Raw genomic sequence first — 20,174 nt, 5'->3', positions numbered from 1 at the left:
GTGAACTTCTCCTTTGGATGGAATGAAATGGTGCGGCAGCTTGGGGCCCCACCTCGTTATTTTTATTTAGAGCGTCTTCGTCAGCGTGAGGATGAAGCGCGCCTTGTTCGGCGAGTAGTACGTGGTGCCGAAGGTGCCGAAGTCGGGGATCTCGAGGCCCGGGTTCGCGACGACCTGGTAGTTCGCCTTCTTGTTGGCGCCCTGCACCGAGCCCGTGAGCGACAGGCCGTTGCCGAAGTCGTACGAGGCGCCGACGTTGTAGTCGACATAGCTCTTGTAGCCCAGGCTGCGGATGTCGCTGGACATGTTGGTGAAGCCGACGGCCGCTTTCAGCGTGACCTTGGGCACGATTTCCTTGCTGTACGCCAAGTTCAGGTAGCCGGTGTTGCGGCCCTTCAGGCCCGAGCCGGCCTTGTTGCCTGCATAGCCGAAGTAGTCCTTGGAGACGGTGTGCGAGTACTTGGCGGTGAACGAGCCGAAGGCTTCGTCGGCGTAGGTGGCGCCTACATAGAGCTCGGTGGTGTTGCCTGCCGAATTGCCCGGGTAGATGTAGGTGAGCGCACCGACGTCCATGTCGATCGGGCCGGCCTTGAACTTGTAGCCGCCGTACAGGTCGGTCTCGATGCTGTTGCCCTTGAGCCAGTTGACGCTGGAGTTCCAGTTGCCGACGTAGAAGCCGCTGTCGCCGAAGGCGTAGTCGAAGCCGCCCTGGATGGCGGGCTTGAAGCCCTTGGTCTTGGCGTAGTCGTTGCGGCCGATCATGTCCTGGTCCTGGCCACGGAACTTGTAGTTGGTGGTCAGCGACACGTTGCCGGTGAGGTTCGGAGCGGGAGCTGCGGCCGGCGCCGCGGCGTCCGTCGTTGCTGTCTGCGCCAAGGCAGCGCCCGACGTGGTCAATGCAGTGGCCAGAACGATCAGCGCCTGAACGGCGGAACGGTGCGTCATCGGGAGACTCCTCGCAAGTAAGTAAGTGTTGTGGGACCTGAACACCCTCAAAGCAGGGAGCGTGCCAAAGTGCACGAATGCAGGCGCCAGCGCAGAAACAGGGCGCCGCCGATGAGCGCCAATTCGTTACAAGCGATGTTTCGATCGGTTGCAGGCACCAGCGTGCCGCGCGGCCGTGGGCCAACAAAAGATGAATGCACCATCTTGGGGAGAGGGAAAGAAATGAGTCTGTCTTTGGTGCAAAGCCGCGCTTTGCTAGGGCTGGAAGCAGCGGATGTCACGGTCGAGGTGCATCTGGCGAACGGTTTGCCCAGTTTCACGCTGGTCGGGCTGGTCGAAACCGAGGTGAAGGAATCGCGCGACCGCGTGCGCTCGGCCATCCAGAACGCGGGGCTGGAGTTTCCAAACAATAAAAAGATCGTGGTCAGCCTCGCGCCGGCCGACCTGCCCAAGGATTCCGGCCGCTTCGATCTGCCGATCGCACTGGGCATCCTCGCGGCCAGCGGGCAGATCCAGGGCGCGCGGCTGGCCGGGCACGAGTTCGCGGGCGAACTCTCGCTTTCGGGCGAACTGCGGCCGGTGCGCGGCGCGCTGGCCATGGCGCTGGCGCTGCACACGCGGGGCGTGGCAACGAAGCTGGTGCTGCCTATGGACAGCGCGCAAGAGGCAGCACTGGTGCCCGGCGGCGAGGTGTACGGCGCGAAGCACCTGCTCGATGTGGTGCGGCAGTTCATGCCCGAGGACGACAAGGCCGCGGCGCCCGAGCCGCCCGATGACGGATGGGCGCGGATCCACGTCACCCCGGGAGTTACCGCACCGCTGTACGCCGACCTGGCCGAAGTCAAGGGCCATGCCGGCGCCAAGCGCGCGCTCGAGATCGCCGCGGCCGGCGGCCACAGCCTGTTGATGGTGGGCGAGCCGGGCTCGGGCAAGTCGATGCTCGCGCAGCGCTTTGCCGGCCTGCTGCCGTCGATGAGCATCGACGAAGCGCTGGAAAGCGCCGCCGTCGCGAGCCTGGGCGGGCGCTTCGCGACCGAGCGGTGGATGTGCAGGCCGACCTCGGCACCGCACCACACCTCTTCCGCCGTGGCGCTGGTGGGTGGCGGCTCGCCGCCGCGGCCGGGCGAGATTTCAAGAGCCCATCACGGCGTGCTCTTCCTCGATGAATTTCCCGAGTTCGCGCGCTCCGCATTGGAGGCGCTGCGCGAGCCGCTGGAGACCGGCACGATCACGATCGCTCGCGCCGCGCGCCGCGCCGAATTCCCCGCGCGTTTCCAGTTGATCGCCGCGATGAACCCCTGCCCTTGCGGCTACCTCGGCTCGTCGCTGAAGTCCTGTCGCTGCACGCCGGACCAGGTCTCGCGCTACCAGGGCAAGCTCAGCGGGCCCTTGCTAGACCGCATCGACCTGCACATCGAAGTGCCCGCCGTATCAGCGCAGCAACTGCTCGATTCACCCCCGGGCGAATCGACAGAGAGCATCCGCAGCCGCGTGGTGGCGGCGCGCGAACGCGCGATGCGTCGCCAGGGTCACGCCAACCAGAACCTGCAGGGCAGCGCGATCGACAAGCATGCGGAACTGGACGCCACCGCCCTCAAGTTCATCTACAACGCCGCCGCCAAGCTCGGTTGGTCGGCGCGCAGCACGCACCGCGCGCTGAAGGTGGCGCGCACGATTGCCGACCTGGCGTCGTCGGAGACGGTGCAGGTGGTGCATGTGGCGGAGGCGGTGCAGTACCGGCGGGGATTGCACGGCGTGGCGTGAACCCACCGGACTACAGCAAGCCGCGCGCGCCCAGATTCCGCATCAACGCGCTCAATCCGAACGTCCAGCGCGGCGCCTTGTCCGAATGCACGACGCGGTTGAACAGCGCACCAAGCTCCGGCGCACCGACGCGCACATGGTCGCCCACGACGTGCGTGAATCCCTGCCCAGGACCATGCCGGTCCTGCGTCGGCGCGAACATGGTGCCTAGAAACAGCATGAAGCCGTCCGGGTAGTCGTGATGGATGCCGACGGCCTGCGACACGATGTCCAGCGGGTCGCGGCTGATCTTCGTGAGCGAGCTCGAACCTTCGAGCACGAAGCCCTCGGGCCCGGTCACCTGCAGCGCCACGGTGATGCGGCGCACGTCGGCAATGCCGAAGTGCTCGTCGAACAGGCGGATGAACGGACCGATCGCGCACGAGGCGTTGTTGTCCTTCGCCTTGCCCAGCAGCAACGCGCTGCGGCCTTCGAAGTCGCGCAGGTTGACGTCGTTGCCGAGCGCGGCGCCCAGCGTCTCGCCGCGGCTGTTCACGGCGAGCACGACCTCTGGCTCGGGGTTGTTCCAGACCGAGCCCGAGTGGATGCCGACGTCGGCGCCGGTGCCCACGGCGGCGAGCACCGGGGCCTTGGTGAAGATCTCGGCATCGGGGCCGATGCCCACTTCGAGGTACTGCGACCACACGCCCTGCGCAATCAGCACCTCCTTGACCCGCGCGGCCTCGGGCGAGCCGGGCACGATGTCCGCGAGGTTGTCGCCGAGCACCTTGCCGATGGCCGCGCGCGTGGCCTCGGCCTTCGAAGCATCGCCGCGGGCCTGCTCCTCGATCACGCGTTCGAGCAGGCTCGCGACGAAGGTCACGCCGCTGGCCTTGATGACCTGCAGGTCGCAGGGAGCGAGCAGCCAGGGCTTGGCGTTGTCGCGCACGGTCTCGTCGCTGTTGGCGAGGACTGCATCGAGCGCGGCGATACGCGGCGCCTTGCCGCTCTCGAGCGCATCGCGCACGGCACTGGATGGCGAGCCCTTGGCTTCGAGCAGGTCGCTCATGGTGGGCGCGAGCTTCGACAGGTCGTGCAGGCCGCCTCCATGCACGGCCACCAGCACCGGGCCCACATCGGGCTGCCAGATGCGGCCGACCAGGGTGGCGCGGTCGGCGTCGCTGGGGAGGCTGGTCGAGGGCGAGAGGTTCAGGGCCATGGTGCTGTGTGTCTCCGTTGATGGTGTTCGGTGCAGCGCGCGAACGATGAGGTCGAGGCGCGACGCCGCATCGTAGCCTCAGCGATGCCCACGCGGGCGCCCCGGGGCACTCTGCTCACTGCCCTGCGCCGTGTGCCTTGGCGGCGCGTGCGCGCGCCACCTGCGCGGGCAGGTCGTTCCACGCCGGCTCCTGCGGTGCGAAGCGCGCGCGCATGTAGCCGGCCAGCTCGGCGATCTGCCGGTCGTCGAGCGCTTCGCGGAACGCCGGCATGAAGCCGATGTCGGGGGTCGCCGGCTCGCGCACGCCGTCGAGGATGGTGCGCAGCAGGTTGTCGGGCCGCGCGCTCGTGAGGCTGCTGTTGAGCGCGAGCGGCGTGTTCACGCCCAGCAGCGTGGGACCGTTGCCGTCGTGGTGGCACGAGGCGCAGGCGCTGTCGAACATGCGTTGCGCGGGGCCGAGCAATTGGCCTTGGGTGCGAGCCGCGTTGTCGATGGCCTGCTGCGCGAGGGCCTGCGGTTCGGCGGCCGGCGTCGGGTTGAACGAGCCGAGGTAGGTCGCCATCGCGCGCACATCGGCATCGGGCACCTGGCCGAGTTCGCGCACCACCTCGGCCATCGGGCCGCCGGCGATGCCATGGCGTTGCGTGTGGCCGCTGCGCAGGTACCGGTAGAGCTCGTCGGCATCCCATGGCACGGCGGACTTCGACAGATGCGTGAGCGCGGGCGCCTCCCAGCCATCGACCATCGCGCCCGAGAGGAACGCGCTGCCGCCCTGCTCCGCACCCAGCGCATTGCGCGGCGTGTGGCAGGCGCCGCAATGGCCCAGGCCGTTGACGAGGTAGGCACCGCGGTTCCACTCCGCGCTTTGCGTCGCGACGGGCTGCAGCGGTGCGGGGTCGTGGAAGAGCGCGTTCCACCCGGCCATCAGCGGCCGCATGCTGAAGGGGAACTTGAGTTCGGACTTCGGCGTTTCAGCGCGCACCGCGGGCATCGACATGAAGTACGCATAGAGAGCCTGCAGGTCATCGTCGCTGGTCTTGGCGAACGCTGTGTACGGGAACGCGGGATACAGATGATGGCCGTCGCGCGAGACGCCTTCGCGCATGGCGCGCTGGAATGCGCTGAACGACCAGCGGCCCAGGCCGGTGTCGGCATCGGGCGTGAGGTTGGTGGTGTAGAGCGTACCGAAAGGCGTGTCCATCGCGCGGCCGCCCGCGTTGGGCGCGCCGCCGGCTGCGGTGTGGCACACAGCGCAGTCGCCGAGCGCGGCGAGCACCCGGCCGCGTTCGATGGTGGACTGGCCGTAGACCGGCGCGGTGAGCGACACGGGCGCGATGGTGGAGCGCCAGCCGAGCAGGCCGGCGACGACGCCGATGCCGCCGATGAAGAGCGCGGCACCTGTGGCCCACACGCCCTTGCGCCGTGGCCAGATGGCTTCTGTATTGCTCCTTCCCCTCCCGGGGGAAGGTTGGGATGGGGGCACGGCAGCGTCACCACTCCAACGCCGCTCGCCCCCACCCCCGCCCTCCCCCGGAAGGGGAGGGAGCAAATCCCGGTTCAATTCAGCCAGCACAGTCTCCGGCGTGAACGGCGGCGCCCGGAACCGCACCCCCGTCGCATCGAAGATCGCATTCGCGATCGCCGCCGTCCCCGGCACCGACGACGACTCGCCCGCACCCAGCGACGGCTCGCCAGGCCGCGGCATGTGCATCACCTCGATCACCGGCACGTCGCGGAAGTTGATGATCGGGTAGCTGCCCCATTCGCGGCTCGCGACCACGCCGGTCGGCAGCACGCCGGGCAACTGCGCGCCGCCCGATGGCGCACCCTGCTGCGGCGCGAACTTCACCTCTTCCATCAACGCGCGGCTCGTGGTCTGGATCACGTTGCCGTGCACCTGGTGCTCGACACCCGCCGGGTTGACCATCAGCCCCGCGTCGTGCCCCACCACCACGCGGCGCACATGCACTTCGCCGGTCTTGCGGTTGACCTCCACATCGGCCACCCACGCGGCCCATGCGGCGCCGAAGCCCGGCCACTTGCTGTGGATGTAGCGCGCATACGCGAAGCCCTGGCCGAAGAGGATGTCGCCGCCCTCGCCCAGCCCACCGTCCGCGTTCTCCTGCGGCCCGGTGCGCATGCGCCAGCCAGCCTTCTGCGCGGTGGCCTGCACCAGCTCGACCGCGCGCGGATCGTTCAGGTGGCGCAAGCGGAACTGCACCGGATCGACACCCGCCGCCGTCGCGAGCTCGTCGATGTAAGACTCGTGCGCAAACGAACTCGGCAGCGCCGACACGCCACGCAACCACGAGGCGCGCACGATCGGCGCCATGTCGTTGACCTTCACGCGCATGTTGTCGTAGCTGTACGGCGGGCGCGCGGTGCGGTCGCCCATCTCGTAGGCCTGCGCCACCGGCTCGATGGTGCGCGTGAGCAGCAGCGCGAGCGTGGGCGCGCCGTTCGACGGATAGGAGGTCTCGAAGTCGTAGGCGGCGATGCGGCCATCGGCCATCAGCCCGCCATCGACTTCCATCAGTTGCGCCGCGCCCTTGGGCTCCCACGCATGCTCCTGTTCGCGTGTGAGCTGCACGCGAACAGGCATGCCGACGGCGCGCGCGAGCAGCGCCGCGTCGGCGGCCACATCGTCGGCGCCGTTGCGGCCGTAGCAGCCCGCGGCTTCCATGCGGACCACGTCGACCTGCACGTCGTCCAGGCCCATGAGCTTGGCGAGATCGGCACGCAGCACGTGCGGGTTCTGCGAGCCGGCCCACACCCGCAACTGCACGCCGCTTCCGTCGGCCGGCTGCCAATCGGCGACCGCGCACGAGGGGCCGATGGAAGCGTGCATCTGGTACGGCCAGACATAGGTGCGCTGCATCGTTTTCGCCGCCGAAGCGATCGCGCCATCGACATCGCCCTCATCGACCAGCAGGCGTTGCGTCGAGGGGTTGTCGCGCAGCGCCTGCGCGACATCGGAAAGGTCGGGCATGCCGGGCCACGGCTTCCAAGTGACGCGCAGTTCGCGCAGCGCCTGCTCGGCGTGCTCTTCGCGCTCGGCCACGATGCCGACGAAATCGCGGACCACCACGACCGCACGGATGCCGGGGATGTGCGCGATCGACGATTCATCGACAGATTCGAGCGTGTTGCCGATGAACTCCCCATGGTCCGCGCCCGCGTACGGCGGGCGCACGACGCGGCCGTGCAGCATGCCGGGCACGCGCATGTCGTGCACGAACACGAGGTCGCCCGCGAGCTTGGCGGGAATGTCCACGCGCGCCTGGCGTGTGCCGACGATGCGGTAGTCGGCCGGGTCCTTCAGTTGCGCGGCGGGGTCGAGCCGCAGCACCGTGCGTTGATGGGCCACGAGGTCCGCGTAATTGACGTGGCGGTCCGGCGCCTCGGCGATGCGCACCACGCCGTTGCGCACCTGCAGCGCATCGACCCCCACGCCCAGGCGTTCGGCCGCGCGCGCCAGCAGCCATGCGCGCGCCTGCGCGGCGGCAAGGCGCAGCGGCTGCGCATGGATTTGGATCGACGCGCTCGCAATCGTCGCGCCCTGATTCGGCACGCGCGCGGTGTCGCCCAGCATCATGCGAACGCAGGGCATGCCGAGGTCGAGCTCCTCGGCCACGATCTGCGAGAGGGCGGTCTGGATGCCGGTGCCCAGATCGACGTGCCCGTTGAGCGCCGAGACGCTGCCGTCGTCCCACACGGCGAGGAGGATCTCTTCGCCTTCGATGGGATTGCCGGCGATCACCGCAGGCTGGCCCTTCGCGGGCGCCGGTGCGGCGGGCGTCTCGCGCACCACGAGCAGCACGCCATCGGCAGCGAGAAACTCCGCGCGGGTCTGCGGCAGGTCGGCGCGGCGTGTCATGGTCTTGGTCCCTCTCCCCTTGGGGAGAGGGTTGGGGTGAGGGCCGGCGGCAATGACAGGGGCTGTGCGTTTGCAAAGGCCGATGCCCTCACCCTGGCCCTCTCCCAGAGGGAGAGGGGACAAGACCACCGGCTCACGGGTTCACCTTCGCGCCCATGCGCACTGCCGCGCGCTGCACCGCATCGAGGATTTCAATGTGCGTGCCGCAGCGGCACAGGTTGCCCGACAGCTCGCTGCGGATGCGCGCCTCGCTCGCATGCGGATCGCGCGCGAGCAGCGCCGCCGCCTGCATCACCATGCCGTTGAGGCAGTAGCCGCACTGCGCGGCTTGGGCCTCTTCGAAGGCCGCCTGCACCGGATGCCAGCGCCCGCGTCGCGCCGCCGGGCCGCCCCAAGGCGCGGCAGCCCCCTCGGGGGGCAGCGAGGACACGAAAGTGCCGAGCGTGGGGGCCACGTCCGCCAGCCCTTCGAGCGTCGTGACAGTGCGGCCCGCCACGCCATGCGCGGGAATCACACACGACCGCGCGGCCACGCCGTCGACATGCACCGTGCACGCACCGCACTGCCCCAGTCCACACCCGTACTTGGGTCCATTGAGGCCGAGGTCGTTGCGCAGAAAGTGCAGCAGCGACGCCTCGCGGGGCACGCCAGCGAGCGACTGCGCCTGGCCGTTGACCTGCAGGTGCAGCGGCTCAGCGCCGCAACTGGCCGTCACGGGTGTACATCTCCAGGTCCACGAAGGTCGAGCCGTTGTGGTTCTTCGCGCTGTAGTCGATGGGGAAGTCCCCGAAGCGCGTGCTGCCGATGCTCTCGAGCCCGGCGATGAAGCTGTCGCGCGTGAGCGTCTTGCCCGCGCGGCGCAGGCCCTCGACCATCACGCGCGCGACGATGTAGCCCTCCAGCGTGGTGTAGCTGTCGATCTTCTCGTCGAACTCGGCGCGGTCGCGCTGGTAGTCGGCCACGATGGGCACGCGCTGCGCGGTCGGCGGCGGCACGATGCTGGCCGTGACCAGGCCCGCGAGCTTGCCGTCCAGCCGCTTGGCCGAGCCGGCCGCATCGGTGATGCCGACCGACAGCGTGTACAGCGGTGCGCCCGCGCCGCTCGCGCGGTAGTCGCGGATGAAGGTCTCGACCATCCGGCCGGCCATGATCATCACGACCGCGCCGGGCTTGGCCGCGGAGATCTCGGTAGCGACCTGCTTGGCGTCTTCCGCGGTGATGGCCAGCGGCAGCGTCTTCACCACCTGCACCTTGTATTCGGCCGCCAGCTGCTCGCAGGTGGCGAGGTTCGACTTGCCGAAGGGGCTGTCCTGGAACACCACCGCGATCGACGAGATGCCGATGGTCGAGAGGTGGCTGATGATCTTGCGCAGCTCCAGGTCGTAGCCCGCGCGCACATGAAAGAGGTAGCGGTTGACCTTGGTGCGGAACGAGGTGGTGCCCACCAGCGGCGCGAACATCGGCACGCCCGCCTTCTCCGCGAGCGGCATCGCCGCCGCGAGGTTGCCGGTGGCAACGAAGCCGGTGAGCGCGAAGACCTTGTCGTCGTCGATCAGCTTGGCCGTGTTGATGGCCGTCTTCGCGGGGTCGTAGGCATCGTCGTAGGTGACGAGCTCGATCTTGCGGCCGTTGATGCCGCCCGACTTATTGACGCGGTCGAAGTAGAGCTTGATGCCCGCGCGGTAGTCGACGCCGAAGTCCTTGGCCGGCCCGCTGAACACGGCCGACTGGCCGATGCGGATGGTGGTGTCGGTCACGCCGTTTTCCGCGCGTGCCGAACGCAAAAGACCCGGGCCGAGCGCCAGGGCTGCGCTGCCCGCCACCATGGCGCGCCTTGAGATCGAAAGCTTCATGCGTCGTTTACTTTGGAGTTGTTGTGGGTGTGGTCGTGGCCGCGGCGCATTCAGGCGGCCTGGATGTCCGCCGACTGGATGCGCTTGACGCCCTTGGCTGTCATCTGCTTCCATGCGGCGGCGAGCGAGCCGTTGAGGTCGATGCCGCGCGTGGCGTCTTCGATCACATAGGCGTCGAAGCCCGCCTTGCGCGCGTCCATCGCGGTCCAGGCCACGCAGAAGTCCGTGGCCAGGCCGGTGACGAACACGGTCTTGATGCCGCGCGCCTTGAGGTAGCCGGCCAGGCCCGTGGCCGTCTTGTGGTCGGCTTCCTCGAAGGCCGAGTAGCTGTCCATCTCTTTGTGGAAGCCCTTGCGGATGATGAGTTGCGCGGTCGGCACCTTCAGGTCCTTGCCGAGCGCGGCGTCGTCGGTACCCTGCACGCAGTGGTCGGGCCAGAGCACCTGCGTGCCGTAGTTGAGCTTGGTGGTCTCGAAGGGCTTCTTGCCCGAGTAGGTGCTCGCGAAGGACGCATGGCCTGCCGTGTGCCAGTCCTGCGTGACGACGATGTTCTCGAACGCCGGCGCCAGCGCGTTGATGACCGGAATCACCTCGTTGCCGCCCTTCACCGCGAGCGTGCCGCCATCGAGAAAGCAGTTCTGCACATCGACCACGATCAGCGCGGCCTTGCTGCCGGGCTTGATCTTGCCGGCCGCGAAGGCCGAGAGGCCGAAGCTGCCGAGGCTTCCCGCGAGCCCGAGGGCAGCGGCGGACTTCAAAACGATTCTGCGATGCATGGCATGGACTCCGGTGGGTTGAATGAAAGTGATGATCAGACGCTGAGGTAAGCCCGGCGCACTTCTTCGTTCGCCGCCAGTTCGGCCATGGTGGCGTGGTAGCGGATCTGGCCCTTCTCGAGCACATAGGCGCGGTCGGACACGAGTTCGGCGAAGTGCATGTTCTGCTCCGACAGCAGGATGCTCACGCCCTGCGCCTTGAGCTCCAGGATCATGTTGGCCATCTGCTCGACGATGACCGGTGCCACGCCTTCGGAAGGCTCGTCGAGCAGCACCAGGTACGGGTTGCCCATCAGCGTGCGCGCGACGGTGAGCATCTGCTGCTCGCCGCCGCTCATGCGGCCTCCGGGGCGGTTGGGCATCTCGCCGAGGTTGGGGAAGAGCTTGAACAGGCGCTCGGGCGTCCACAGTGGCGCCTCGGTGCCGTCGGCCCACTGGCGCGCGGGCTGCTTGCCGACTTCGAGGTTCTCCATCACCGTGAGGTCGGTGAACACGCGCCGGTCTTCGGGCACGAAGCCCAGGCCCAGGCGCGCCGCGTGATGCGGCTCGCTCTTCGAAATGTCGTGCCCGAGGAAGCGCACCGCGCCGCGGCGCTTGGCGAGCATGCCGATCAGCGCCTTCAGCGTGGTCGACTTGCCCGCGCCGTTGCGGCCCATGAGCGCGACGACTTCGCCGCGGCGCACGTCGAGGTCCACGTCGTAAAGAATCTGCGCGGCACCGTACCAGGCGCACAGCGCCTTGGCCTGCAAGAGAGGTTCGTGGGTGCTCATTGAATAACCTTCGTGCTTCGCACTTCGGTGCGAGCTTGCTTGGGGCGGCCCGGCGCGGCGCTCATGCGGTCACTCCCAGCGCTGCGGCCTTCTCTGCGATCTTCTCGAATGTCTTGCCGCTGCCGAAGTACACCTCCTGCACTTTCGGGTGGTCGCGGATCTCCAGCGGCTTGCCCTGCGCGATGAGGCGGCCGCGCGCGAGCACGATCATGCGGTCGGCATAGGCGAACACCACGTCCATGCTGTGCTCGGTGAAGAGCACGGCCAGGCCGCGCTGTATCACCAGGTCCTTGGTGAGCGCCATGAGCGAATTGCGCTCCTTGGGCGCCATGCCGGCGGTGGGTTCGTCCATGAGGAGCAGCTGGGGCGAGTTGGCCATGGCGATGGCGAGCTCGACGCGCTTGACGTCACCGTACGCGAGTTCGCTGCACGGCCGGTCGGCCTGCGACTTCATGCCGACCTGGTCGAGCAGCACCAGCGCTTCGTCGCGCTTGTGATCAGCGGCGCGGCGCCACATGGAAAAGAGCTTGCCGTCGTGCGAGAGCATGGCCATCTGCACGTTCTCGACCACGGTGAGCGAGGCAAAGGTCTCGGCGATCTGGAAGGTGCGGCCCACGCCCATGCGCCAGATGGCGCGCGGCTTCTGGCCCACCAGCTCGTGGCCGTTGAAGCGGATCGAGCCCTGGTCGGCCTTGAGCTGGCCGTTGACCATGTTGAAGGTGGTGGACTTGCCGGCGCCGTTCGGGCCGATGAGGGCCAGCAGTTCGCCGGCATGCAGTTCGAAGCTGATGCCATCGACGGCCTTCACGCCACCGAAGGACTTGCCGAGGTTCTCGACTTTCAGCAGGGGTGCAGCGGTGCTCATGCCTTGGCCTCCTTCACTTCGACGGCCGGTGTCTTGCGCCGCAGCAGGCGCTCGGTCATCTGCTTGGCGAAGCCGGCAATCCCTTGCGGAAACAGCAGCACGAGGATCAGGATGATGGCGCCCAGCGTCGCGCGCCAGTAGTCGGTGTTGCGCGCCACGGTGTCGTGCAGCCAGCTGAAGGTGACGGCACCCACCACCGGCCCCGCCAGCGTCTGGATACCGCCCAGCAGCACCATCACCAGGCCATCGACCGACTTGTCCACGCTCAGGCTCTCGGGCGAGATGCTGCCCTTGGAGAAGGCATAGAGCGAACCGGCAAGGCCCGCCGCGGCCCCGGCGATGACGAAGGCCGTCCACTGCATGCGCTTGACGTCGATGCCGATCGCATCGGCGCGCAGCAGCGAATCGCGCCCCGCGCGCAGCGCATAGCCGAAGGGCGAGAACAGCACGCGCCGCAGCATCAGGATGGCTGCGGCCACCAGCACCAGCGTGAGCCAGTAATAGACGCGCTTGTCCGACAGCCACTCCGAAGGCCACACGCCCGTGAGGCCGTTGCTGCCGCCGGTGAACGAGTCCCACTGGTACACGACGGCCCAGGTGATCTGCGCGAACGCCAGCGTGAGCATGGCCAGGTACACGCCCGAGAGGCGCACCGCGAACCAGCCGTAGATGAAGGCACCGATGGCCGCCACCAGCGGCGCCACGATCAGCGCCGCTTCCATCGGCAGGCCGCTCGAGCGCACCAGCAGCGCGGCACCATAGGCCCCCAGGCCGAAGTAGGCCGCATGGCCGAACGAATGCATGCCCGCCGGACCCATGATGAAGTGCAGGCTGGCGGCAAAGAGCGCGGCGATCAGCAGGTCGATCAGCAGCACGGTGGTGTAGGGCGAGTCGGCGGTGAGCAGCGGCATCGCCATCAGTACCACGCCGAGCGCGGCGACCAGCCACAGGTAGCCCTTGCTCGCGCGGCGCAGCGGCTCCTCGACCATGCCCACGTAGCGGCTGGGCGCCTGCGGGCGGCCGAACAGGCCCCACGGACGCCACACCAGCACGACGGCCATCACGATGAAGTCGACCACGAGCGTGAGCTTGGAGAACGAGATGCTGTAGCCGAACACATCGACCACGCCGAGCCAGATGCACACGGCCTTGATTTCGGACAGCAGCAGCGCCGCCGCGTAGGCGCCCGGGATCGAGCCCATGCCGCCCACCACCACGACCACGAAGGCCGCGCCGATGGTGTTCAGGTCCATGGCGAGCGTGGCCGGTTCGCGCGGCAGCTGCAGCGCGCCGCCCAGGCCTGCGAGCATGGCACCCAGTGCGAACACGGCCGTGAAGAGCCACGCCTGGTTGACGCCGAGCGCGCTCACCATCTCGCGGTCCTGCGTGGCGGCACGCACCAGCGTGCCCCAGCGGGTGCGCGTGAGCAGGAGCCACATGAGGCCGAGCACCACGGGGCCCACGACGATCAGGAACAGGTCGTAGGTCGGGAACTGGCGGCCCAGGATTTCAACCGAGCCCGACAGGCCCGGCGCGCGGGGGCCGAGCAGTTCGTCGGGCCCCCAGATGTAGAGCGCCGCGTCCTTGATGACCAGGACCAGCGCAAAGGTCGCCAGCAGCTGGAACAGCTCCGGCGACTTGTAGATGCGGCGCAGCAGCACGATTTCGATCAGCGCGCCCAGCACGCCGACCGCCACGGCCGCGATCACCAGCGCCGACCAGAAGCCGATGCCCGAGCCCAGCTTGTCGGCCAGCGTGTAGGCGACGTAGATGCCGACCATGAAGAAGGAGCCATGCGCGAAGTTGACGATACGCGTGACGCCGAAGATCAACGAAAGGCCGGCCCCCACGAGGAACAGCGACGAAGCCGACGACAGCCCGGTGAGGAACTGAAGCAGCAGGGACGAGAGGCTCATGGGTGCAAGCGTTCCGGAAAAAGGTCAGTCTGCGGCGCGCGACTTCTTGACGTCAGCGGCGGTGGGCTGGAACTTGGCGCCGTCGAAGTAGGTGTAGTCGACCATCACGCCCTTGCCGTTGTCGTTCTTCGTCTTGCCGACGAAGGCGCCCATGGTGGACTGGTGGTCTTCGGCGCGGTAGCTGATCTTGCCGAACGGCGTGTCGACCTGCAGGCCCTTGAAGGCGGCCACGAGCTTGGGCGTTTCGGTGCCCTTGGCCTTGGCGATGCCGGCAGCAACCGACTTGATCATGCTGTAGCCGACCACCGAGCCCAGGCGCGGGTAGTCCTTGTACTTCTCGTGGTACGCGAGGAAGAAGGCCTTGTGCTCTGGCGTCTGGATGCCGTACCAGGGGTAGCCGGTCACGATCCAGCCGTTGGGCGTTTCGTCCTTGAGCGGATCGAGGTACTCGGGCTCGCCGGTCAGCACGCTGACGACGGTGCGGTCCTTGAAGAGGCCGCGCGTGTTGCCCTCGCGCACGAACTTCGAGAGGTCGGCGGCAAACAGCACATTGAAGATCGCATCGGGCTTGGCATCGGCCAGGGCCTGCACCACGGCGCCGGCATCGACCTTGCCCAGCGGCGGCGCCTGTTCGGCAACGAACTCGACGTCCGGCTGCGCGGCCTTCAGCAGCGCCTTGAACGCGGCCACGGCCGACTGGCCGTATTCGTAGTTGGGGTACACGACCGCCCAGCGCTTCTTCTTGAGCTTGACGGCCTCGGGCACCAGCATCGCGGCCTGCATGTAGGTGCCGGGGCGCAGGCGGAAGGTGTATTCGTTGCCGCCTTGCCAGGTCATCCTGTCGGTCAGCGGTTCGCCGGCCAGGAAGAAGATCTTCTTCTGCTTGGCGAAGTCGGCCACCGCAAGACCCGTGTTCGAGAGGAAGGTGCCGGTGAGCACGTCGATCTTCTCGCGCGCCACCAGCTCTTCGGCCACGCGCACGGCATCGCCGGGGTTGGCGTTGTCGTCGCGCGTGATGAGCTCGACCTTCTTGCCGTTGACGCCGCCCTTGGCATTGATCTCTTCGACGGCGAGTTCCATGCCCTTCTTGTAGGGCTCGAGGAAGGCGGGCTGCGCCTTGTAGCTGTTGACCTCGCCAATCTTGATCACGCCCTGCGCGTGCGCGGGAACGAGGGCGGTGGCCAGCGACGCGAGTGCGGCGGCGCTGAAGACGTGACGCAATGGGCTCATGGGGAAACTCCTTGGAAGCGAAAGAGAGAAAGAAACGGTGTGAAAGGGGTGTGCGCAGGGGCCGGCGTCAACGCAGGCCGTCTTCGCCCTTGATCTCGTGGGCCTGCAGCCCGCCGATGCGCGGCAGCGGACGGCCGCTGTCGGTGACGGCCACGGCGACGACGATTTCGTTGGCGCGCGGTGCATCGGACACGCGGGCCTCGATGGCGTCGAAATGGCTGCGCACGAAGGCGGCATCTTTATGGCCGAGCGGCACGTCGATGGCGGTGCCGAGCGTGCCCTGCTTCTTGGCCGAAGGCACGAGCGCCGCGCCCTTTTCAACGGCCACGCGCAGCGGCGCGCCGAGCTTGGGATGCAGGATGGCAGCCGCATGTTCGAGCTCGCCGCGCTCGCCGACGATGGCGGCCTTGCCGTAGCTCTGGGCTTGGCCGGGCTCGATGCCGAGCGCGGCCACCGCCTTCTGGCCGAGCAGCGCGCCCAGCTCTTCGCCGATGGCGATGAGCTCGTCGAGGTTCTCGCTGTAGCGGCCGGCGTACGGGTTCTCGATCACGGCGATGGCAACGGCGCGTCGCGTGGGCGGCGTCACGTCCTGGCCCATTTCCTTGCGGGTCTCATCCACCTGGATGACGAGCTTGCGGATGTTGGCGGTCATGTTCTGTGTGTTCCTTGTCTTGTCTCTGTGTGCGTGGGATCAGCGCAGGCCGTCCCACTTGCTGATGTCTTTCGCGAGCAGGCCGCCGACGCGGGCGTGCACGCGGTAGCCGGTGCTCATCGCGAGGATGAAGACGATCTCGTCGGCCGCAGGCGCGCCGGGCACGCGCACCTCGATGGCATCGAACTGGCCGCGCACATAGCTCGCGTTGATGTTGGTGAGCGGCACGTCGAGCGCGGCACCGGGCGGGCCGACCTTCTTGGTCGAGGGCACGATGGAAAGTGCGTTGGCCGGCTGGCCGCTTTTTTCCTCGGCAACGCCCTGCGTGTAGGCCACGCGGCCGCCCTTCCAGCCCAGCAGTTCGCGCATCGCGTAGCCGCCGGGCACATGCCAGAGCGCACCGTGCTCCAGCTCGCCGTCGGCACCGACGATGGCGCCCTTGCCGTAGGTGGCGATTTGCTCGAGCGACACGTCCATCGCGGCGTGCAGCTTGTGCGCCATGTCCACGCCCACGGGGTCGAGCAGCGCCATCATCGGCAGGATGTCGGGCTCGTAGCGGCCCGCAAAGGGATTGGTCAGCACCGCGCCGATGGCACCGCGCACCAACGGGGTGTCGGCACGCGGTCCGAACTCGTGGTGAATGTGCTCGACATGGGTGAAGACGCGGCGGATATCGATCATGAAAAAGAACCTTGCTTTCGTTAAGCAAATACTGAACCAACCGTTTTCGGCAGCACGGTCTGCAGCGGCTTCGAGCATAAGGGCTCGACAAGTCGGAACTGCCCCTGACAAACGATTAGAACGGCCCAGACGAGCCCCCCTTTTTGCAGGACCTTGGCGCAGATCGCGCCCGTATCGAGTGCGCTTTTCACCTGCGATGGTGCAAGCGGCGGCACGTCGACGGTGACCGGGGTGTCGCCCAGGTCGCTGTCGTCCTTGCATTCGCTGGCGGGCCTGCGCCGGATGAGGCCGTCGTCGACGTCGACGGCGTTGGCGATCACTGTCGCCGCTGCATCGGCCTGTGCTGCCGTGGCGGCCAGGACCGTCACGCTGTCGGCAATGCCCAGCGAGAAACTGCGCCCGCGCCAGCCGCTGGTGGCGACGCCACGCACGGGTTGGCCGGCGTGCAGTTCGAACTGGCCGTCGGTGGTGAGGATGCCGTTGTCTTGCCAGTCGAAGCGCGCGATGTCGGCGAACACGCCCACGCGCGCCGAGTGGCCGGGGGCGAGATGCAGCGCGATGTCGCCGCCGTTGTTGATCCAGGCGCGCTCGATGCCGGGGCGGTCGTAGAACGCGATCAACTCCTGCGCTACCGCGCCGGCCACGGACGCCATCGGCGTGATGAACATCGGCGAGAACGCTGCGCAGGCGTCCCACATGCGCTGGCCGACGACGCCGCGCGGGCGCATCTTGTCGGTCACCGGCAAACGCAGGAGCGGCAGCTCGCGCACCAGTTCGTCGAGCACATGGCCAAAGCGCGCCCACGCCGCGTCGTGCGCGGCCGCGACGGCGTACGGATCGCCGTGCGCCTCGGCCACGATGTCGATCGGGCCGTGGTTGAAGTGCCAGCGCCCGTCGAGCGGGCTGCGTTGGGCTGACATGGTTCAGCCCAGCATGGGTGCGTGGCCGAGCGGCCACGGGTTGGCGTCGTCCATGACGAGCCATTGACGTGCAAGCGGCGCACCGTCTTCCTGCCATGCACCGCGCGCGAGCGCCTGCTCGAGCGAGAAGATGTGTTCCATGTGACCGCCGAGCGCTTCGTAGTCGTCGCGCCGCATGCTGAACTCGATGGGCGCGACGATGGCCGGCGTGGGCACGGTGCCGAAGCTGTTGTCGGGCATGCGCATGACATCGGCCATCACGGTGATGCCGCCGCCAGGCCACACATAGGCAGGCGCACCGCCGCAGGTGACGTTGACCAGCGCGCGCTTGATGGCACGCGTCAGCAGCACCGGGTTTTCGGTGACACCGGCACGCAAGCTGCCACCAGCGCCGCCGAGGAACAGCACGGTGCACAGCGAGGGTTCGCAGTTCTCGCCAATGCGGTCGACGATGCGCTTCACTTCGGCGGGCATTGCCTGCTCGACGGGCTTCAGTGCGTCGTCGAGCACGTACCACTGCGCGTGTTCGCCGGTGGTCGAGGTCATGAGCAATCGCAGGCCCGGGCGCGCGACGCCCTCTTCCCAGCCTTCGATGATCGCGAGCGGATCGGCGATGTCGGTGCCGCCCCAGCCGTTGCCCGGGTTCGCCACCTGGAAGTAGCGCCCCGGCGTGGACTTGCGCCCCAGCATCTGGATGCCCGAGGGCGCCATGTCCAGGCACCGGCCGGCCTGGTGCTCGGTGAGCACGCCGGTGATGTGGTCGTCGACCACCACCACCTCGTCGGCCACGCCCGCGAACTGGCGCGCGAAGATGCCGACCGCAGCGGAGCCGCAACCCACGCGCATGCGCTGCTCTTCCACCCCGTTGACGATGGGCGCCTTGCCCGCCTGGATCACGAGGGTGGAGCCGCCGTCGATGGTGCACTCCACGGCCTTCTTGTTGCCCAGGAACTGCATGAGCTCGGCCGTCATGCGGCCTTCCTTCTTGCTGCCGCCGGTGAGGTGGTGCACGCCGCCCAGGGACAGCATCTGCGAGCCATATTCAGCCGTCGTGACATGGCCCACGACCTCGCCGCGGTAGCGCACGTTGGCCTGCTCGGAGCCGAGGAAGCGGTCGGTGTCGATCTTCACCTTGAAGCTGCAGTAGCTGAAGATGCCTTCGGTGACGACGGTGACCATGTCCACGCCCTGGGCCTTGGAAGCCACGATGAAGGGGGCGGGTTTGTAGTCGGGGTACGTGGTGGACGAGCCGACGCCGGTGACGAAGACTTCGTCGGCATGCAGCAGGTCGCCGTTCCAGTCGGGGGCGCCCGCTTCGATCACTTCGCTCTTTTCAGCGGCCGGGCGATCGAAGGGCACCAGCGTGGGCGCCTCGCTCGCGATCTCTCGGCGCAGCAGCACCACGGGGTCCACGCGCACCAGCACGCCTTCGCGGTTCGCATAGCGGTCGCAGGCGCCGGTGCGGCCGTCGGAGATCTGGCACAGCACCGGGCAGGCGTTGCACTCGACCTTGGCGGTGCTCATCTTCTCGTTGCGCGGCGGCGCCTTGCCGAAGGCGCTGGCGCCGGCTTCGGCGACCACCGGCATGTCCATGCCGGGCAATCCGTCTGTCTTGGTGTGTTCGGTCATCGGGGCGATCTCGTGGGCGGTATGTGTATGGGCAACCCGGTCCGGTGGGGTTTGCAACAAACGTGCCGTCTGCCCGCTTGTGCGTCGCCTGCCGTTTGTGTAGCATTCCCTACACTTTCATGTTGCATTCACTACATTGAAGATCAATGTAGCAAACAGGTCCGATGCTTGCAATGGTGTTTTCTCGTGGGATTTATCGGGGTTTTTCCGACCAACGACAATTGGCGAGCTGGAGCCGGTTGACGGCCGCCGCCCTGCTGGCGAGCATCCCGGCTCCCTGTTTCCTGTTTCCAACCAACACTTGAGTTCCGTATGAGTGCATTCAGCGAAGAACGCGTCCTGAGCGTCCACCACTGGACCGACCGCCTGTTCACCTTCACCACCACGCGCGACCCGGCGTTGCGCTTCTCGAACGGTCATTTCACGATGATCGGCCTGAAGGTCAACAACAAGCCCCTGCTGCGCGCCTACAGCATCGTGAGCCCGAACTACGAGGAGCACCTCGAGTTCCTGAGCATCAAGGTGGAAGAAGGCCCGCTCACCTCGAAGCTGCAGCACATCCAGGTGGGCGACACCATCATCGTGGGCCGCAAGCCCACCGGCACGCTGCTCATCGACTACACGCTGCCCGCCAAGCGCCTCTACCTGTTCGGCACGGGCACCGGCCTCGCACCGTTCATGAGCATCATCCGCGACCCGGAGACCTACGAGAAGTTCGAGCAGGTCATCCTGGTGCACGGCGTGCGCCAGGTCGACGAGCTGGCCTATCACGACCTCGTGACCGACCACCTGCCCAAGCACGAGATCCTGGGCGAGATGATCGCCAAGCAGTTGCTCTACTACCCGACCGTCACGCGCGAGGAGTTCCGCAACCAGGGCCGCATCACCGACCTGATCGAGAGCAACAAGCTCACCGACGACCTGGGCCTGCCGCCGCTCAATGTCGAGGAAGACCGCGTCATGCTGTGCGGCAGCCCTGGCCTGCTGGTGGACCTGAAGCACATCCTGGAGAAGCGCGGCTTCAAGGAAGGCAACACGAGCACGCCCGGCGACTTTGTCGTCGAACGCGCCTTCGCGGAAAAGTAAGCCCGAGACGCC

General features: G+C 67.6%; 16 protein-coding genes. 2 read left to right on the top strand and 14 right to left on the bottom strand.

Annotated elements, in window-relative coordinates; genetic code table 11:
• Positions 1-66 precede the first annotated feature (66 nt).
• A complete protein-coding gene (locus M2282_RS19155; protein WP_280810362.1) occupies positions 67-945 on the bottom strand; it encodes a TorF family putative porin in 879 nt (292 codons plus the stop codon).
• A 222-nt stretch (positions 946-1,167) separates the two neighbouring features.
• Here M2282_RS19155 and M2282_RS19150 point away from each other — a divergent pair, with 222 nt between their 5' ends.
• Positions 1,168-2,709, top strand: a complete 1,542-nt coding sequence (locus M2282_RS19150) for a YifB family Mg chelatase-like AAA ATPase (protein WP_280810361.1) — start codon at positions 1,168-1,170, stop codon at positions 2,707-2,709.
• 10 nt (positions 2,710-2,719) lie between these two features.
• On the opposite strand, the gene M2282_RS19145 is transcribed toward M2282_RS19150, so the two are convergent.
• From M2282_RS19145 to M2282_RS19085, 13 genes are all read right to left on the bottom strand, one after another.
• On the bottom strand, positions 2,720-3,907 hold the full coding sequence (locus M2282_RS19145) for a fumarylacetoacetate hydrolase family protein (RefSeq protein WP_280810360.1): 1,188 nt from the start codon (positions 3,905-3,907) through the stop codon (positions 2,720-2,722).
• Between the two features lie 115 nt (positions 3,908-4,022).
• Positions 4,023-7,784, bottom strand: a complete 3,762-nt coding sequence (locus M2282_RS19140) for a molybdopterin cofactor-binding domain-containing protein (protein ID WP_280810359.1) — start codon at positions 7,782-7,784, stop codon at positions 4,023-4,025.
• 133 nt (positions 7,785-7,917) lie between these two features.
• A complete protein-coding gene (locus tag M2282_RS19135) occupies positions 7,918-8,499 on the bottom strand; it encodes a (2Fe-2S)-binding protein (protein ID WP_280810358.1) in 582 nt (193 codons plus the stop codon).
• Positions 8,477-9,637: an ABC transporter substrate-binding protein gene (locus tag M2282_RS19130; protein ID WP_280810357.1), complete on the bottom strand. Its 1,161-nt coding sequence runs from the start codon at positions 9,635-9,637 to the stop codon at positions 8,477-8,479. The genes M2282_RS19135 and M2282_RS19130 overlap by 23 nt, the downstream gene beginning before the upstream one ends.
• Positions 9,638-9,687: 50 nt before the next feature.
• A complete protein-coding gene (gene pncA / locus M2282_RS19125) occupies positions 9,688-10,413 on the bottom strand; it encodes a bifunctional nicotinamidase/pyrazinamidase (protein WP_280810356.1) in 726 nt (241 codons plus the stop codon).
• A 35-nt stretch (positions 10,414-10,448) separates the two neighbouring features.
• Positions 10,449-11,183: an ABC transporter ATP-binding protein gene (locus M2282_RS19120; protein ID WP_042576919.1), complete on the bottom strand. Its 735-nt coding sequence runs from the start codon at positions 11,181-11,183 to the stop codon at positions 10,449-10,451.
• 61 nt (positions 11,184-11,244) lie between these two features.
• Complete coding sequence (locus M2282_RS19115) at positions 11,245-12,048, bottom strand: ABC transporter ATP-binding protein (RefSeq protein ID WP_280810355.1); 804 nt, start codon at positions 12,046-12,048, stop codon at positions 11,245-11,247.
• Positions 12,045-13,964, bottom strand: coding sequence for an ABC transporter permease (locus tag M2282_RS19110; RefSeq protein WP_280810354.1), 1,920 nt, complete (start codon positions 13,962-13,964; stop codon positions 12,045-12,047). The genes M2282_RS19115 and M2282_RS19110 overlap by 4 nt, the downstream gene beginning before the upstream one ends.
• A gap of 24 nt (positions 13,965-13,988) precedes the next feature.
• Positions 13,989-15,194, bottom strand: a complete 1,206-nt coding sequence (locus tag M2282_RS19105) for an ABC transporter substrate-binding protein (RefSeq protein ID WP_280810353.1) — start codon at positions 15,192-15,194, stop codon at positions 13,989-13,991.
• A 67-nt stretch (positions 15,195-15,261) separates the two neighbouring features.
• On the bottom strand, positions 15,262-15,846 hold the full coding sequence (locus M2282_RS19100) for an amino acid synthesis family protein (RefSeq protein ID WP_280810352.1): 585 nt from the start codon (positions 15,844-15,846) through the stop codon (positions 15,262-15,264).
• Positions 15,847-15,885: 39 nt separating this feature from the next.
• Positions 15,886-16,527: an amino acid synthesis family protein gene (locus M2282_RS19095; protein ID WP_280810351.1), complete on the bottom strand. Its 642-nt coding sequence runs from the start codon at positions 16,525-16,527 to the stop codon at positions 15,886-15,888.
• Positions 16,528-16,547: 20 nt separating this feature from the next.
• Positions 16,548-17,447, bottom strand: a complete 900-nt coding sequence (locus tag M2282_RS19090; RefSeq protein ID WP_280810350.1) for a UPF0280 family protein — start codon at positions 17,445-17,447, stop codon at positions 16,548-16,550.
• Positions 17,448-17,450: 3 nt separating this feature from the next.
• Positions 17,451-19,076, bottom strand: coding sequence for a 6-hydroxynicotinate reductase (locus M2282_RS19085; protein ID WP_280810349.1), 1,626 nt, complete (start codon positions 19,074-19,076; stop codon positions 17,451-17,453).
• Between the two features lie 312 nt (positions 19,077-19,388).
• Between M2282_RS19085 and M2282_RS19080 the strand changes: the two genes are divergently transcribed.
• Positions 19,389-20,162 (top strand): ferredoxin--NADP reductase, encoded by a 774-nt coding sequence (locus tag M2282_RS19080; protein WP_280810348.1) that lies wholly within the window; start codon positions 19,389-19,391, stop codon positions 20,160-20,162.
• The last annotated feature ends 12 nt before the right edge of the window (positions 20,163-20,174 follow it).

Source organism: Variovorax boronicumulans, assembly GCF_029892485.1.
GTDB classification, from domain to species: domain Bacteria; phylum Pseudomonadota; class Gammaproteobacteria; order Burkholderiales; family Burkholderiaceae_C; genus Variovorax; species Variovorax boronicumulans_B.
The sequence above is the reverse complement of the archived record's forward strand: the minus strand, read 5'-3'. Positions and strand labels throughout refer to the sequence as shown.